At 73.0% G+C, this 15,368-nt stretch carries 14 protein-coding genes; 2 read left to right on the forward strand and 12 right to left on the reverse strand.

Annotated elements, in window-relative coordinates; all coding sequences use genetic code 11:
* Positions 1-8: 8 nt before the first annotated feature.
* The 8 genes from ACF073_RS12465 to ACF073_RS12500 form a co-directional block, all read right to left on the reverse strand.
* Positions 9-1,463, reverse strand: a complete 1,455-nt coding sequence (locus ACF073_RS12465) for a hypothetical protein (RefSeq protein ID WP_392069060.1) — start codon at positions 1,461-1,463, stop codon at positions 9-11.
* A gap of 177 nt (positions 1,464-1,640) precedes the next feature.
* A complete protein-coding gene (locus ACF073_RS12470) occupies positions 1,641-2,633 on the reverse strand; it encodes an N-acetylglucosamine kinase (protein ID WP_392069062.1) in 993 nt (330 codons plus the stop codon).
* The gene (locus tag ACF073_RS12475) at positions 2,624-3,889 is read right to left on the reverse strand and encodes a 6-phospho-beta-glucosidase (protein WP_392069063.1); all 1,266 of its coding nucleotides are present in this window, start codon (positions 3,887-3,889) and stop codon (positions 2,624-2,626) included. Before ACF073_RS12475 ends, ACF073_RS12470 begins: the two co-directional genes overlap by 10 nt.
* A gap of 7 nt (positions 3,890-3,896) precedes the next feature.
* Entirely contained in the window at positions 3,897-4,790 is an 894-nt protein-coding gene (locus ACF073_RS12480) for a carbohydrate ABC transporter permease (protein WP_392069065.1), read from the reverse strand.
* A gap of 2 nt (positions 4,791-4,792) precedes the next feature.
* A complete protein-coding gene (locus ACF073_RS12485; RefSeq protein ID WP_392069067.1) occupies positions 4,793-5,734 on the reverse strand; it encodes a carbohydrate ABC transporter permease in 942 nt (313 codons plus the stop codon).
* Positions 5,734-7,077: an ABC transporter substrate-binding protein gene (locus tag ACF073_RS12490; RefSeq protein ID WP_392069069.1), complete on the reverse strand. Its 1,344-nt coding sequence runs from the start codon at positions 7,075-7,077 to the stop codon at positions 5,734-5,736. The genes ACF073_RS12485 and ACF073_RS12490 overlap by 1 nt, the downstream gene beginning before the upstream one ends.
* 72 nt (positions 7,078-7,149) lie before the next feature.
* Positions 7,150-8,361, reverse strand: coding sequence for an ROK family protein (locus ACF073_RS12495; protein ID WP_392069071.1), 1,212 nt, complete (start codon positions 8,359-8,361; stop codon positions 7,150-7,152).
* Between the two features lie 236 nt (positions 8,362-8,597).
* Positions 8,598-9,425 (reverse strand): hypothetical protein, encoded by an 828-nt coding sequence (locus tag ACF073_RS12500; protein ID WP_392069074.1) that lies wholly within the window; start codon positions 9,423-9,425, stop codon positions 8,598-8,600.
* 328 nt (positions 9,426-9,753) lie between these two features.
* Between ACF073_RS12500 and ACF073_RS12505 the strand changes: the two genes are divergently transcribed.
* Entirely contained in the window at positions 9,754-10,440 is a 687-nt protein-coding gene (locus tag ACF073_RS12505; RefSeq protein ID WP_392069076.1) for a hypothetical protein, read from the forward strand.
* Positions 10,441-10,537: 97 nt separating this feature from the next.
* Here ACF073_RS12505 and ACF073_RS12510 read toward each other — a convergent pair whose 3' ends face one another.
* Positions 10,538-11,647 carry a mechanosensitive ion channel family protein gene (locus ACF073_RS12510; RefSeq protein ID WP_392069078.1) on the reverse strand — a complete coding sequence of 370 codons (1,110 nt, stop codon included), beginning with the start codon at positions 11,645-11,647 and terminating at the stop codon, positions 10,538-10,540.
* Positions 11,648-11,962: 315 nt separating this feature from the next.
* Between ACF073_RS12510 and ACF073_RS12515 the strand changes: the two genes are divergently transcribed.
* A complete protein-coding gene (locus tag ACF073_RS12515; protein ID WP_392069080.1) occupies positions 11,963-12,499 on the forward strand; it encodes an HNH endonuclease in 537 nt (178 codons plus the stop codon).
* 155 nt (positions 12,500-12,654) lie between these two features.
* Here the strand turns inward: ACF073_RS12515 and ACF073_RS12520 are convergent, their stop codons facing one another.
* The 3 genes from ACF073_RS12520 to ACF073_RS12530 are packed head-to-tail and all read right to left on the reverse strand — an operon-like array spanning position 12,655 to position 15,361.
* Positions 12,655-13,257: a hypothetical protein gene (locus ACF073_RS12520; protein ID WP_392069082.1), complete on the reverse strand. Its 603-nt coding sequence runs from the start codon at positions 13,255-13,257 to the stop codon at positions 12,655-12,657.
* Positions 13,254-14,591 (reverse strand): hypothetical protein, encoded by a 1,338-nt coding sequence (locus ACF073_RS12525; protein WP_392069084.1) that lies wholly within the window; start codon positions 14,589-14,591, stop codon positions 13,254-13,256. The genes ACF073_RS12520 and ACF073_RS12525 overlap by 4 nt, the downstream gene beginning before the upstream one ends.
* The gene (locus tag ACF073_RS12530; RefSeq protein WP_392069086.1) at positions 14,588-15,361 is read right to left on the reverse strand and encodes an ATP-binding cassette domain-containing protein; all 774 of its coding nucleotides are present in this window, start codon (positions 15,359-15,361) and stop codon (positions 14,588-14,590) included. The genes ACF073_RS12525 and ACF073_RS12530 overlap by 4 nt, the downstream gene beginning before the upstream one ends.
* Positions 15,362-15,368: the final 7 nt, after the last annotated feature.

Below are 15,368 nucleotides of genomic sequence, written 5' to 3' on the forward strand. Positions count from 1 at the left end.
GCCCCCTGTCACCGGTACTCCGAAAGTCTGCGGCCGATACCGGCGACGGCGCCGGCCGCGGCCAGCACGGCGAGGACCGCCGCGCCCACGGACAGTCCGGTCATGGCGCCCCGCCCGTCACCTGCCGCCCGCTGGAACTCGGCCTGCTCATGGTCGATGGCCCGGGCGAGATTGCGGTCGACGCTGTCGAAGCACTCGCCGGTCGCGCCCTTCGCCCCGATCACCTTGTCCAGCGCTTGCTGGTAGTTGCCGTTCTCGTCCTCGGCCCTCGCCGAGGCGTGGCGCTGTCTCCACACGGCCATGTTGCCCTGGGCCGCCTTGACCGGTGCGGTGCCCCCCTGGTCGTCGGCGAGCCGGGCCGCCTCGGTCAGGCCCTTGCCGAGCACGGACATGTCCTTGTCGAAGTCGTAGTAGTAGGCGTCGTAGGGCTCGCCGTCGACCGTGACGGTCTCCGCGCCGCGCGCCACCAGGCTCAGGTTCTCGTTGCCGCGCGCCTTCAGGGAGGCGATCCGGGCGTCGTGCAGCACGTTGAGCGAACGGATCCCGTGGTCGTAGGAGCCGTCGAGCCCGGACCGGGCGACCGCGTGGCCCACGACCAGCCAGAGCAGGGCGACGGTGGTCGCGGCGGAGGCGGCGACCAGGCCGTGGTTCAGGACGCGGTGGGTGCGCCGGTACGTGCGGTGCTGGGCCCAGCCGAGCCCGGCGAGGGCGAGCAGCCCGAGCGCGATCGCCGCCCACGGGTACGGGGTCGCGTCCGCGTAGTCGGCGTCGAGCCGCCGGTTCTCCGTGGTGTAGAGGTCCTCCGCCGCCGGGAGCATCTCCTTCTGCATCTTCTCGTTGGCGTACCGCAGATAGGCGCCGCCGACCGGATAGCCCTGCCGGTTGTACGTCCGGGCCCGCTCGATGAGGCCCTTGTACTCGGGCAGCAGCCGGTTCAGCCTGGCGATGGTCGCCTCGGAGGCCGAACCGGGCTCGGCGTTGGCGGCGGCGGTGACGAGGCCGGAGGCGGCGGTGCGGATGTCCTTCTCGTACCGGTCGCGGGAGGCCGCGTTCTCCTGGCCGCCCGCCAGGAATCCGCTGGAGGAGGCGGTGTTGGCGTCGGCCAGCGACCGGTAGATGCCGGCCGCGCCCGAGCTGAGCGGCTGGCTGCTGTGCAGCACGTCGTCGGCGGCGGCCGAGCGCGCGCTGGTCTGCCAGGCGGTGACCGCCCCGAACGCGATGACCAGCAGCGCCAGCACGGCCCCGATGATCCGCAGCCGCCCCGGCTCGGTCGTGGCGGCGGCCCGCACCCGCTCCACGCCCTCGGCGAAGGCGGTCCGGCGCGCGGGCGGCACGGCGGCGCCCGCGGCCCCGGGCCGGGCGGGCACGCCGGGCTGGGCGGGGATGCCGGGCCCGGCGGGGATGCCGGGGGCACCGGCGGACCCGGCCGGTGGCGCCGTGCTGCTCTTCGGCGGGTGTGTCACTCGACCTCCCCCATGGTCATCCGTTCGCCGCCCAGTATCACCGCCCGCACTGACATCCGCACCGGCCTTCGCTGGATCTTGATCGGATCGCAGCGCGTCCGGGGGCGCGTGGCTGCGGGCGCACCACCCCCTGTGAAGGAACACGCTGGTGACGGGGGATCGGTTCCCCGGTGCCGGTCAGGGCGTCCCGTCCTCCCAGTACGCCCGGGCCCGCGCCTGGGCCCCGGCCCCCGCTTCCAGCCGGTCGAGGCCGAGCAGGGCCGAGCCCAGCACCGGGCTCGCCCTCACCAGGCGGACGTCGGCCTTGGGGGCCCGGGCCGCGAGGAGGGTGTGGACGGTGTCGTTCAGCAGCGGGTGGCCCGCGGTGAGGACGCTGCCGCCGAGCAGCACCGGGGTCTGCTCGGCGAGGAGGTCGAGCCGGGTCAGGGCGACCGTGGCCATCACCGCGACCTCCTCGGCGAGCCGGGTGACGAGCGCGCGGGACACCGGGTCGCCGTCCGCCGCCGTCGCGAACAGGACCGGGGCCAGCTCGTGCCGGCGGTCGTGGTCGATGTGCTCCAGGTGCAGGGCCTCGATGAGGGCGTACATGGTCGGCAGGCCGAAGTGCCCGGGCAGGGCGCGGGCGAGGGCGGTCGGCTCGCCGCGGCCGTCCTCCGCGCGGGCCGCGTACCACAGGGCCTCCTCCGCGAGCCCCCAGCCGCCGCCCCAGTCACCGGAGATGCGGCCGATGGCCGGGAAGCGGGCGGTGCGGCCGTCCGGGCGCATGCCCACGCAGTTGATGCCGGCCCCGCACACCACCGCCACCCCGCGCGGCTCGGCGACACCGGCCCGCAGGATCGCGAAGGTGTCGTTGCGGACCGCCACGGACGTGCCCCACGCGCGCGCGTGCAGCGCGGTCGCCAACTGCTCCTCCTCCACCGGGAGATCGGCGTTGGCGAGGCAGGCCGAGACATGGGTGACCGTGTCGACCCCGGCGTCCGCGAACGCCCGGGCCACCGGGTCCGCCAGCGCGTCCAGCGCCGCGGCGACCCCCACGGCGGGCGGGCGGAAGCCGCCGCCGCGTGCCGTGGCCAGCACCTCGCCCGCGGCGGTGACCACGGCCACGTCGGTCTTGCTGTTGCCCGCGTCGATGGCGAGGACCGTCAGGGATCCAGGTGCGGTCAGGCCCACGCGAGGTGCTCCCGGTTGTGTGCGACCAGCTGGTCGGTGAGGGCGTCGGCGTACGCGTACTGGCCGATCAGGGGGTGCGCCAGCAGCGCCCGGAAGACGCGGTCCCGGCCGCCGCGCAGCGCCGCCTCCAGGGCCAGGTCCTCGTACGCCGTCACGTTCGCGATCAGCCCCGCGAAGAGCGGGTCCAGCTCCGGGACGGGCAGCGGGACCGGGCCCGCCGGGCCGACCGCGGCCTGCACCTCGATCACCGCGTCGTCGGGCAGGAAGGGCAGCGTGCCCTTGTTGAGCGCGTTCACCACCTGGTACGGGCTTCCCCCGCCGCCCAGCAGCGCCGCCGCCAGGTCCACGGCCGCCTCCGAGTAGAAGGCGCCGCCCCGCTTGGCCAGCAGGGCCGGCTTCTCGTCCAGGGCCGGGTCGCCGTACATCGCCAGCAGTTCCCGCTCCATGGCGGCCACCTCGGAGGCGCGGGAGGGCTTGGTGCGCAGCTCCTGCACGACCTCGTCGTGCGCGTAGTAGTAGCGCAGGTAGTACGAGGGGACGACGCCGAGGCGGTCCAGCAGCGGGCGCGGGAGGCGGACGTCGTCGGCGATCGCGTCGCCGTGCTCGGCCAGCAGCCCGGGGAGCACGTTCTCGCCTTCCGGACCGCCCAGGCGCACACCTGTTTCCCAGGTGAGGTGGTTCAGGCCCACATGGTTCAGATGCACGTGCGCGGGGGTGGTGCCCAGCAGGGCCGCGAACTTCCGCTGGAAGCCGATCGCCACGTTGCACAGGCCGACCGCCCGGTGTCCGGCCTGGAGCAGGGCGCGGGTGACGATGCCGACCGGGTTGGTGAAGTCGATGATCCAGGCACGGGGGTTGGCGCGGCGCACCCGCTCGGCGATGTCGAGCACCACGGGGACCGTGCGCAGGGCCTTCGCCAGGCCGCCGGCGCCGGTGGTCTCCTGGCCGATGCAGCCGCACTCCAGCGGCCACGTCTCGTCCTGCTCCCGGGCCGCCTGGCCGCCGACGCGCAGCTGCAGGAGGACCGCGTCGGCGCCGTCGACCCCCGCGTCCAGGTCGGAGGTGGTGACGACGCGGCCGGGGTGGCCCTGCCTGGCGAAGATCCGGCGGGCCAGGCCGCCGACCAGCTCCAGGCGGTCGGCGGCCGGGTCGACGAGGACGAGTTCCTCGATGGGCAGGGTGTCCCGCAGCCGCGCGAAGCCGTCGATGAGTTCGGGGGTGTAGGTCGAACCTCCGCCGACCACGGTGAGTTTCATAGCCAGATCAACCCTTTACTCCGGTGAGAGTGACGCCCTCGACGAACGCCTTCTGGGCGAAGAAGAACACGAGGATCACGGGGGCCATGACCAGTACCGTCGCGGCCATGGTGAGGTTCCAGTCGGTGTGGTGGGCGCCCTTGAAGGACTCGAGGCCGTAGGACAGGGTCCAGGCGCCGGGGCTCTCGGACGCGTAGATCTGCGGGCCGAAGTAGTCGTTCCAGGCGTAGAAGAACTGGAACAGGGCGACGGCGGCGATGCCGGGCCTGGCCATGGGCAGCACGACCCGCAGCAGGGTCCTGAGGTCGCCGCAGCCGTCGACCCGCGCCGCGTCCAGGTACTCGTTCGGGATCGTCATCAGGAACTGGCGCAGCAGGAAGATGGAGAACGCGTCCCCGAACGCCATCGGGACGATCAGCGGCCACAGCGTGCCGGACAGGCCGAGCTGCTTCGCCCAGAACAGGTACATCGGGATGACGACCACCTGCGGCGGCAGCATCATCATCGAGATGACCAGCATGAGCGAGAGATTGCGGCCCCGGAAGCGGAACTTGGCGAGCGCGTACGCCACCGGGACCGAGGACACCACGGTCAGCACGGTGCCCAGGCCGGCGTAGATCAGCGTGTTCTTCCACCAGGTCAGGAAGCCGGGAGTGGCGAAGACCTTGCGGTAGTTGCCCCACTCCCAGGTGTGCGGGATCAGGTCCCGGCTGAGTGCCTGGCTGTCGCTCATCAGCGAGGTCAGGAACACGAACACGAACGGCAGCGTGAAGAACAGCGCGGCGGCGACGCCGAGCGCGTGGACCGCGATCCACTCCAGCAGCGCCTTGCGGCGGGCGGTGTGCTCGGCGGCGGAGAGGGGCGGCGCCGGCTTCACGGGCCGGTCCAGTACCTGGGTCATGGTCAGTCACCTGCCTGGATCAGTCCGCCCCGGCGCCGCATCAGCAGGGCCGTGAACGCCATCGACAGGGCGAACAGCACGAGCGCCACCACGCAGGCCGAGCCGTAGTCGAAACGCTGGAAGCCGAGGTTGTAGACGAGCTGGGGAAGGGTGAGCGTGGACTTGTCGGGGTAGCCGGGCTCGAACTGGGTGCCGGCGCCCTGGATCACCCCGGAGGCGACCTTCCCGGCGATCAGCGGCTGGGTGTAGTACTGCATGGTCTGGATCACGCCGGTGACGACGGCGAACATCACGATCGGGGAGATGTTCGGCAGGGTCACGTACCGGAAGCGCTGCCAGGCCGAGGCGCCGTCCAGCTCCGCCGCCTCGTACTGCTCCGCCGGCACGTCGAGCAGCGCGGCCATGAAGATCACCATCAGGTCGCCGACGCCCCACAGGGCCAGCAGGGTCAGCGCCGGCTTGGACCAGGCGGGGTCGTTGAACCAGCCCGGCGCCGGCAGACCGGTCTTCTCCAGCAGGGAGTTGACCGGTCCGGTGCCGGGGTTGAGCAGGAACGCGAAGGCCATCGTCGCCGCGACCGGCGGGGCCAGGTACGGCAGGTAGAACAGGGTGCGGAAGACGCCCGTGGCGGTCTTGATCTTCGTGATGAGCAGGCCGACGCCGAGCCCGAAGAGCACCCGGAGGCTCACCATGATCACGACCAGCCACAGCGTGTTGCGCAGGGCGGGCCAGAAGAGCGGGTAGTGCGCGAAGACGTACGTCCAGTTCTTCCCGCCGCTCCACTCGGGCGGCCGGAAACCGTCGTAGTGCATGAAGGAGAAGTAGGCCGTGGAGATCAGCGGGTAGGCGAAGAAGACCGCGAAGCCGATCAGCCACGGGGACATGAAGGCGAGCGTGCGCAGCGCCGAGCGCCGGCGCTTGGCCGCGAGGGTGACGGTGCTCATCACTGCGCCTGCGCGATGTCCGTGTCGATCTGCGCGGCCGTCTTCTTCAGCCCGGCCCCGAGGTCGGTGGCCTTGCCGCTCTCGTAGTCGTAGCCGAACTGCTGGATCGTCACCAGGTAGACACCGCCGTTGATCGAGGCGGGGGTCGTGGTCGAGTGCGGGTTGGCGGCGATGTCCAGGAAGGTCTTGAAGCGCGGGTCGTACTTCAGCTTCGGGGACTTCAGCGCGGCCAGCGTCGAGGGCACGTTGTGGATGTCGTTGGCGAAGCCGACCACCGCGTCGGTGTCCGTGGTCATGTACTTCACCAGCTCCCAGGCCGCGTTCTGCTTGTGGCTGGTGGCGGCGATGCCCGTGATGGTGCCGGTGATGTAGCCCTTGCCGTACTGGTCGGCCTGGTCGTCCGGGACGGGCAGCGGGGCGACCCCGATCTCGAACTTCGGCTTGGCCTCCTCGGCCATGCCGAGCCGCCACTCGCCGTCGAGCTGCATGGCGACCTGGCCGGTGTGGAAGGGGTGCCGTGCGCCCCACTCGTCGCCGAGCGTGGCCCGGAACTTCTCCAGCCGCCGGAATCCGCCGAGTTCGTCCACGAGCTTCTTCTGGAGCGTGAACCCCTTCTCGAAGGCGGGGTCCGAGGCCAGGCTCGACTTGCCGTCCTTGCCGAAGTACGTCGGCGAGAACTGGGCGAAGAGGTGCTCGGTGGTGGATTCCCAGCCGTGGTAGTTCGGCATGAACCCGAGCTGCCGGTAGCCGTCGCCCTGGGAGATCGTCAGCTTCTTCGCGTCGGCGGTGAATTCGGACCAGGTCTTCGGCGGGCGCTTGATGCCGGCCTTCTCGAACGCCGTCTTGTTGTAGTAGAGCCCGTACGCGTCGCCGAGCAGCGGAGCCGTGCAGCGGTTGCCGTCGAACCGGGTGTATTCGTTCATCGGCTTCGGGAACGTCGTCTCGGGGTCGATCCCGGACTTCTCGAAGAAGGGGTTCAGGTCCACCAGCGCGCCCGAGGAGCAGAACTTGCCCACGTTGTTGGTGGTGAAGGACGAGATCACGTCCGGGGCCTTGTCGCCGCCGGCCCGCAGCGCCTGGTTGATCTTGTCGTCGGTCATGTTGCCGACGATGTTCACGTGGATGTTGGGGTGCGTCTTCTGGAAGCCGGCGACCAGCGACTTGACCGCCTGGACCTCGTTCGGCGCGCTCCAGGCGTGCCAGAAGTTGATCGTGGTGTCCCGCGAGGCGTCGTCCGTGGCGCCGGAGCCGGACTGGCCGGTACAGGCGGTGGTGAGCAGGGCCAGCGACGCGGTCAGGGCAAAAGCCGTCTTTCGGGCGAGCGATGGTATGACTTCGGGCATGGCGAGGTCTCCCAGGGACGGGTGGACGGAACGGGGTGGAAGCGGGGCCGTGCTGCCGGGGTGCGGCGGGGCTCAGCGCGAGGTGTCGAAGATCTCGTCGCGGGTGGCGGCGAGCGCGGACTCCAGCGCGCCGCGCAGAACGGGGTGTTCGCGGACGTCGCCGACGACGAGGCGCGGCCGGGCCGCGGCCAGCTCCTCCAGCTCGGCCTGGACGAGGCCGCGCAGCACCTCGCCGCCGGGCGTCAGGGCGGAGCCGCTGAGGACGACGAGTTCGGGGTCGAGGACGGAGACGAGCGAGGCGAGACCGATGGCCAGCCGGGTGGCGTAGGCCCGCAGCAGCTCCCGGTGGGGGCCGCCCGCGTGGTCGGCGGCGCGGGCCAGGAGTTCCGCGGCGGCCTCGGTGTACGGCCCCGACGGCACGTCCGGGACGCCGAGTTCACGGGCCAGCCTCGGCAGCGCCTGGGAGCCGGCCAGCTCCTGGTAGCCGCCGCTGTTGGCCTTGGTGACCTGCCGCACCAGCGGGGTGCCGGGCACCGGCAGGAAGCCGACCTCGCCGGCGCCGCCGGTCCAGCCGCGGTGCAGCCGGCCGCCGAGGACCAGGGCGGCGCCGATGCCCTCCTGGTTCCACAGCAGCACGAAGTCCGCGTGGCCGCGGGCCGCCCCGAGCCGCTGTTCGGCGAGGGCGACGAGGTTGACGTCGTTCTCGTACTCGACCGGTGCCGGCAGCGCCGCCGCCAACTCGTCGAGCAGCGCGGGGGTGTGCCAGCCGGGCAGGTGGGAGGCGTAGCGCAGCCGCCCGGTGCCCGGGTCGAAGGCGCCGGGGGTGCCGATGACCAGCCGGTGCACATCGGAGCGGGCGAGTCCGGCCGCCTTGACGGCGCCGTCGAGGGCGTCGGTGACCTGCTGGACGACGGGCTGGGCCGGACGGCGGCCGGGGGTGGGCAGCTCGTACTCGCCGACCGTGCGGCCGGTGATGTCGGCGACGGCGGCGCGGATGCGGTGCGGGGTGACGTCGAGCCCGGCGGCGTAGGCGGCACCGGGGTTGACCGCGTACAGCTGGGCGTTGGGGCCCGGCCGGCCCTCGCTGGTGCCGGTGACCCGGACGAGTCCGGCCGCCTCCAGTCGCGCCAGCAGCTGGGAGGCGGTGGGCTTGGACAGGCCGGTGAGCTTGCCGATCCGGGTGCGGGACAGCGGGCCGTGCTCCAGCAGCAGGTCCAGGGCGGCGCGGTCGTTCATGGCGCGCAGGACGCGCGGGGTGCCCGGCGTACCGGCGGTTCCTGCCATGGGGGTCGACACCTGCCTTTCCAGCCACTCAGCTTTTCAGCGACCTGGGCATGACGTCCAGTCTTGATCACCGGGCGCCCGAAGATCACTGTTAGGAAAGTTTCCTATTCGGGTGGGAGGAACGTAAGCCGAGGACGAAGGGGGCGTCAATAGACAACGCCCCCGAGGCAACAGACTCGTTACCTCGGGGGCGTGGGGACGAGGGCGCGCGCGGCCCTCGCCGACCGCGTCGGCGGCTACTTGACCGTCACGTGGTCACCGGCGGACGTCTTCGCCGCCGTGGTGGCCGTACCGGCGAAGACGAAGCGGTAGGTGCCGCTCTTCGCCGCCTTCACCGTGGTGGACAGGGCGCCCCCGGTACCGGAGGTGAGCGTCTTGACGTTCGTGTACGCGCCGCCGTCCGCCTTGAACTGCAGCACGGCCTTCTGGCCCTTGTAGCCGGTGTTCCGGCCGGTCGCCCAGTCCGCGCGGGTCAGCTTGCCCCTGACGGTGAGCGTCCTGCCCTTCTTCACCGGCTCCGGGGCGGCGTCCGCGGTCAGCTGGGCGGCGCGCTGCACCTTCACCGAGGCGAGGTTGCCCCACATGGTGACGTCGTTCTCGCTGTGCAGGTAGTCGTCGGAGACGCTGCCGTCGCTGTGCGCGAAGACGCCCGCGGCCTTCCAGGTGCCGGCGTCGGCGGCCTCGTACAGCGACTGGTCCGGAGCGGCGGCGATCTTCTCGGTGCAGCTCTCGGTGACCGTGGTGTCCGTCGTGGCGGTCGTCTTGCAGGTGGGCGGGGTGTCCGGGCCCAGGTCGTTGTCGAGCGACCGCAGGGTGCCGCGGTACAGCATCACCGCCTGCAGGGTCTTCTCCTGGTCGATGACCAGGTTCTTCGGCCGGGTCAGGGTGTACGACACCGGCACGCTCACCGCCTTGGTGGCGCCGACCACGACGGGCTTGCCGTTGTTCACGGTGACGCCGGAGAACTTGAGGTCGGGCGTGCCGGCCGCGGACGCGGCGGGCGCGGCGAGGCCGGCGAGGGCCAGGGCACCGGACAGGGCGGTGCCTATGGCGAGCTTGCGCATGTTTCCCCACATTCGAGACGGGCCCCCGGGCGATGTCGCGCTCCAGAGCAAGGGCCCGTTGTGCAGGTGACCTTAGAGGATCACGGGGTGCGGAGGAAACGCGGGGTTCCTGTGAAGACGAGCAGGGCCGGCGGGCGCGTCACGAGTGCGTCACGGAGGTGGTTCCGGCTGGTCACAGGGCCTACATTCACAACTCCATGGACGGGCCGGACGGGCGGCACGGGGGCGGACGGCTCCACGCGGACGAGGGGCTGACCGGTATGCCGGGGCAGCGCGGGGCGGGCGCGTGCGTGGCGCTGTGCCGGACGGCGAGACTGGGAGAGCCGAAGTGAGAAGACGTCCGGCGGCGCCGGTGCTGGGGACGCTGCTGGTGGCGGCCGTGGTGGGGGTGGCGTGCATGACGGCGCAGCCGCGCCAGGTCCGGGCGGCGGCGCCGGGCACGCGCTCCGCCTCGCCCTCCGCCGCGCCTTCGGCCTCGCCCTCCGTGCCGTCCTCGGCCTCGCCCTCCTCCGTGCCGCCTTCCTGCGGTTCCGGCGCCCTCCGCTGGGGCGCGGTGCGGCAGCGGACCCAGCTGACCGGTCTCTCCCCGGTGGTGGCGCTCGGCGAGGACGACGGATGGACCACCTTCCGGGACGTTCCCGTGCGCTCGGTCGTCGCCCGCGTCCGCACGAGCGGGACGCACCTCGCGCAACGGCGGGTGCTGGCCTCGCTCGCGCGGCACCTCGGCTACGACACGGACGACCTGACGGCTCCGGGCGAGGACACCGCCCGCCATGCCCGGCCCCCCGAGCGCACCCGCTTCCACGGCGCCGGCCGCTTCGCCACCGCCGAGGCCGTGCGGACCGTGGACGCGAGCTTCACCGTCACCTGCCCGGACGGCGACCACTACGGCAGCGTCACCACCTGGCTCGGGCCCGTCCACGGCGACAGCCTGGCCTGCGGCACGGACCCCGGGAAGGAGCCGTGGCTCCGCGAGGCGTACCGGCTGGCCTGCGGTCCGCTCACCGGCCGGTGAGGAACCCCGGCCGGTGAGGAACCCCGGCCGGTGAGGCGCACCGGCCGGTGCGCGGCGGGGCGGACGCGCGTGCCGGACCGCCGCGCCGCCCGCTCGGCTACTTGACCGGCGGCACCGGCTGCTGCGGGACTATCGGAGCCGTCGCCCTCGTCTGCGGGGAATCCGCGTTGGCGAAGGCCGAGGGGGCGGCGACCGCGGCCGTGGGATCGGCGGCCGCGGACATGGCCTCCGGGGTCGTCTCACCGCCCACGATGCGGATGTCCGCCGCGTCGAACGCCCGCTTGATGCGCCAGCGCAGCTCCCGCTCCACCGTCAGCGCCTTGCCCGGCATCGTCTTGGCCGTGACGCGGACCACCATGGAGTCGATCAGGACCGAGTCGAGGCCGAGGACCTCGATCGGGCTCCACAGCAGCTCGTTCCAGGGCTCTTCCTTGCCCATCCGCTCGGCGACCTCGTCCAGCGTGGCCTTCACCTTGTCCAGGTCCTCATGGGCCCGCACGGTCACGTCGACCCCGGCCGTCGCCCAGCCCTGCGACAGGTTGCCGATCCGCTTGACCTCGCCGTTGCGGACGTACCAGATCTCGCCGTTGTCACCGCGCAGCTTGGTCACGCGCAGCCCGACCTCGATCACCTCGCCGGTGGCCACACCCGCGTCGATGACGTCACCGACGCCGTACTGGTCCTCGAGGATCATGAACACGCCGGACAGGAAGTCCGTGACGAGGTTGCGCGCGCCGAAACCGATCGCCACACCGGCGACACCGGCCGACGCCAGCAGCGGCGCCAGGTTGATCTTGAAGGTGGAGAGCACCATCAGCGCGGCCGTGCCGAGGATCAGGAAGCTCGCCACCGACCGCAGCACCGAGCCGATCGCCGCCGCCCGCTGCCGCCGGCGCTCGACGTTGACCAGCAGGCCGCCCAGCGCGCCGCCGTCCGCGGACTGCACGGTGCGGTTCATCCGCTCGATCAGCTTGGTGATCGCCCGCCGCACGACCGCTCTGAGCGCCACCGCCACGACCACGACCAGCAGGATCTGCAGACCCATCGCGAGCCACGTCGACCAGTTCTGCTCGACCCAGCTCGCCGCGTTCGTCGCGCTCTCCTGGGCGTCCTGGAGGCTCGGCACGGCCGGAGTCGACTCCGACGGCGAGGGCGACGGGGACGGCGATGCACCGGCGGCCAGGAGGGCGGCGGGCGAGGACGACACGGCAGGTACCTCCAGGTGCTGCGCGGTCCGCACCGGCGGGCGGTCAAGGTCACGAAAAGGTCACCGGGCGGACAGGACAACCACACTAACGGGGCATTGTGTGTGCCCTCCGCGGTTCCGCACAGGAGACGGTCAGGAGAGACACGACTCACGCGGGCTTGAACAGGCGGTGCGCCGGGGGATGAATCAGGTGTGGTCGAAAACACTCCCAGCCCGTTACCGGGACATGGTGGCGCTTCCACCAGGCATGAGGGGAGACTGACTGCAGATCGTCCCGGCGCGAGCCACGCGCCGCCGACGCCCAAGGAGGCCCCCGTGCCGCATGTCCTGGTCCTCAACGCGTCGTACGAGCCGCTCGGCGTCGTACCGCTCCGCCGCGCGCTCGTCCTCGTCCTGGAGAACAAGGCCGTCTCCCTCGAGGAATCCGGCGCCTTTATGCACAGCGCGACCGTCACAGTCCCCGCACCCAGCGTGGTCCGGCTCAAGCGATTCGTCCGGGTTCCCTACCGGGGGCCCGTTCCTCTGACCCGCAGGGCGCTCTTCGCCCGGGACGGGGGCCGGTGCATGTACTGCGGTGGCATCGCAACCAGCGTCGACCACGTCATCCCGCGCAGCCGCGGGGGACAGCACCGCTGGGACAACGTGGTGGCCTCCTGCCGCCGCTGCAACCACGTCAAGGCCGACCGCCACCTGGTGGAGCTGGGCTGGCGGCTGCGGCACAAACCGGCTCCGCCCTCGGGGCTCGCCTGGCGCATCATCGGCACCGGGCATAGGGATCCGCGCTGGCTGCCGTACTTGCAGCCGTTCGGCGCGGACGATGCTCTGGCCCGGATCGACGGCGTCTCCGCCTAGATCCGGGCTTGTGTGTTTCGTGCCCACGGCAGCTGTTTCCACGGCAGCTGTTTCCAAGGCATCTGTTTCCACGGCTTCGCGCCATGGCTTCAGTACCACGTGACCAGTGCCACGGGACTCGTGTCACGACAGGGAGCGCAGGACCCGCCCGGGACTCAGCCGCGCGGCCCCTCCGGGCGGGCGCCGCGTACCGCGTACAGCGCCGTGCCCAGCGTGAACGCCGCCAGCGCCGCCGCCCACGCGCCCGGCTGTCCGCCCGGCTGCATCGGCCACGCCCACACCGTCTCCGCGCGGCCGTGCGGCGCGGCGGAGCCCAGGTACACGGCGGTCACATAGCCGAACGCGGGCAGCCAGCTCAGCCGGGCGCCCAGCAGGACGGCCGCCGCGGCGGTGAGGCCCGTACAGCCCAGCGTGTTGCGGATCATGGCCGGCGGCCCGAAGGTCTCCGCGTGGCCGAGCACGGCCACGGACAGCAGCAGCGCCGCCAGGACGGCGAGACCGGCCGGCTGCGCCAGCCGGCGCGGCCACCACGGTCGTACGGCCGTACGGTCCAGCTCGTCCGAGGCGCTGTACAGGCTCGTCCCGATCACCGCCGCGGCCAGCAGCGGCGCGAGGGCGACGATCGGCACCCGGCGGTCGGGGTCGAGCCAGGCGTCCAGCCGCCCCGCCGCCCACACGGCGAAGGCCGCCGTGCCGGCGAGCGCGGCCAGGGTCGCGGGGAGCGCGCGGGAGCGGGCGTACAGGAGGATCCCGGTCACAGGGCAGGCACCCCCTTGTCGTCGCAGCGGTCGCGGGCCCCGAAGTAGGCCGAAAGCCATGCCCTGCGCTCCTTCCCGGTCAGCGCCGCGAACCGGGCCGCCGCGGCGCGGCGCGCGCGCAGCTCGGCGCGGTGGGCGGCGTCGCCCCGGGCGTACGCCTCGTCGTGCTCCTGCTGCCCGGGCATCGGCGCGAGGTAGTGCGCCACCACCTCGTCCGCCCGCAGCACCCGGTCGGTCAGCCGCTCGTCGGGACAGTCGCCGCGCAGTCGCAGCGCCCCCACGGCCTCCCACGCGAACTCCGCCGGATCGGTCAGCCGGCCCCGCACCGCCGTCCAGCCGATCGGCGTCAGCATCGGCAGCTGGGCCTCGTCCGGGCGGGAGCCCCCTTCCCGGTCCTCCCACCGCGCCGGCAGGTTCCGTACCCCCCGCAGTTTGCCCGTCACCCCGGACAGGGCATCCCTGACCTGCGGGAGCATCCCCGCGTACCGGGCGTTGACGCACACCGCCGGGGTGGTCGAGGTGTCGCACACCTGGCGGCGGGCGAGCGGGTCGGCGTGCCAGAGCCCGTCCCCGGTCTGCGCCAGCAGCGTGCCCGCGGCCAGCGCGGCGGCCAGGGGCAGCACGGCCGTCACCCGGCGCCGGGCCGCGTACCCCAGGGCGGCGGCGCAGGCGAGGCCGGCGGTCCACGCCGCCATCGCCCAGGGCTGCCACCACACCGGCACCTCGCCGGCCTGCACCAGCGCGGCGGGGCTCAGCGGGCGCGCGACGGACGGCCCGCCGTCGGCCGCCAGGGTGCCGAGCCCCAGATAGCCGGCCATCGCCAGCAGCGGGGCCGCCAGCCGCGAGGGCACGATCCGCCCCACCACGTGCCCGGCCAGCGCGCCGGCGCCCAGTGCCACCGTGTCCCCCGGCAGCAGGACCGGGCGGGGGACGTCGCCCTGGGCGTAGGGCCAGGTGGCGAGCAGGGCCGCGGCCACCGTGACCAGATAGCCCGCGCTCACCCAGAGCGCGACGGGCAGGGCCGGGACCAGCAGCCGGGTCAGCGGCGGCCGTACGGTCGTCCCCCACAGCTCAGCGGTGCGCCGCCGCCGCTCCCGGCCGCCTTGCCAGCAGCCCGCCGCCAGCGCCAGCGGGAAGGCGATCAGCAGGGTGGTGTGCAGCTCGGCCGCGGTCTCCGCCCAGCCGCCCTGCCAGCGGTCCGCCGTCGCGGCCAGCGTCACGCCGAGCGTCAGCAGCACCGCCGCGCCGGCCCAGGGCGCGAATCCGCGTACGGCCTCGGCCCGCAGCGGGTGCGGCGCACGCGCGGTCGCCTTCCTCCCGGTCACGGGGCTCATCGCGCCACCGTCCCCGCACGCCGCCCGCGGTGCGCCCGCAGCGCCGCCGTGTACCCGCGCTCGATCGGGTGGTCGCCGGGCCCGTCGGACCCCTCGCCGAGCAGGGTGAGCGTCTCGGGCGTGCCCCGGTAGGCGATCCGGCCCACGTCCAGCAGCGTGACCTCCGTGCAGGCGGCGGCCACGTCCTCCACCAGGTGGGTGGAGACCACCACGGTCGCCGAGGCGCCCAGCTCGCGCAGCAGCTCGCGGAACTCCACCCGCTGCTCGGGGTCGAGTCCGGCGGTCGGCTCGTCCAGCAGCAGCACGGCGGGGTCGTTGACGACGGCCTGCGCGATGCCGACGCGGCGGACCATGCCGCCGGACAGCGTCCGGACCTTCGCGTCGATACGGTCCGCGAGGCCGACCCGGGCCACCGCCCGCTCCACGGCCGCCGGCACCAGCGCGGCCGGCATCTCCTTCAGCCAGGCCACGTACGCCACGAACTCCCGCACGGTGAATCCCGGGTAGTAGCCGAACTCCTGCGGCAGATAGCCCAGCCGGCGCCGCACGTCGGCCAGGCCGCGGTGGCCCGCGGTGTCCTCGCCGAGCAGTTCCACCCGGCCGGCGTCCGGCCGCGCCACCGTGGCCAGCACCCGGATCAGCGAGGTCTTCCCGGCGCCGTTCGGACCGAGCAGCCCGTGCACACCGGTGCCGAGGGCCAGGTCGAGCGAGTCGAGGGCGAGGGTCTTGCGATGCCGGACCCGCAGGCCGGTCACGCGTAGGGACGTCATGTCTCTC

The sequence above is a fragment of the Streptomyces sp. NPDC015171 genome, assembly GCF_043079545.1.
Classification (GTDB): domain Bacteria; phylum Actinomycetota; class Actinomycetes; order Streptomycetales; family Streptomycetaceae; genus Streptomyces.

Excerpts from the sequence above, each read along its gene's own strand:
- ACF073_RS12475 (WP_392069063.1), bottom strand. The coding sequence starts at position 3,889 with ATGAAACTCACCGTGGTCGGCGGAGGTTCGACCTACACCCCCGAACTC.
- ACF073_RS12480 (WP_392069065.1), bottom strand. The coding sequence starts at position 4,790 with ATGACCCAGGTACTGGACCGGCCCGTGAAGCCGGCGCCGCCCCTCTCC.
- ACF073_RS12485 (WP_392069067.1), bottom strand. The coding sequence starts at position 5,734 with ATGAGCACCGTCACCCTCGCGGCCAAGCGCCGGCGCTCGGCGCTGCGC.
- ACF073_RS12490 (WP_392069069.1), bottom strand. The coding sequence starts at position 7,077 with ATGCCCGAAGTCATACCATCGCTCGCCCGAAAGACGGCTTTTGCCCTG.
- ACF073_RS12495 (WP_392069071.1), bottom strand. The coding sequence starts at position 8,361 with ATGGCAGGAACCGCCGGTACGCCGGGCACCCCGCGCGTCCTGCGCGCC.
- ACF073_RS12500 (WP_392069074.1), bottom strand. The coding sequence starts at position 9,425 with ATGCGCAAGCTCGCCATAGGCACCGCCCTGTCCGGTGCCCTGGCCCTC.
- ACF073_RS12525 (WP_392069084.1), bottom strand. The coding sequence starts at position 14,591 with ATGAGCCCCGTGACCGGGAGGAAGGCGACCGCGCGTGCGCCGCACCCG.
- ACF073_RS12530 (WP_392069086.1), bottom strand. The coding sequence starts at position 15,361 with ATGACGTCCCTACGCGTGACCGGCCTGCGGGTCCGGCATCGCAAGACC.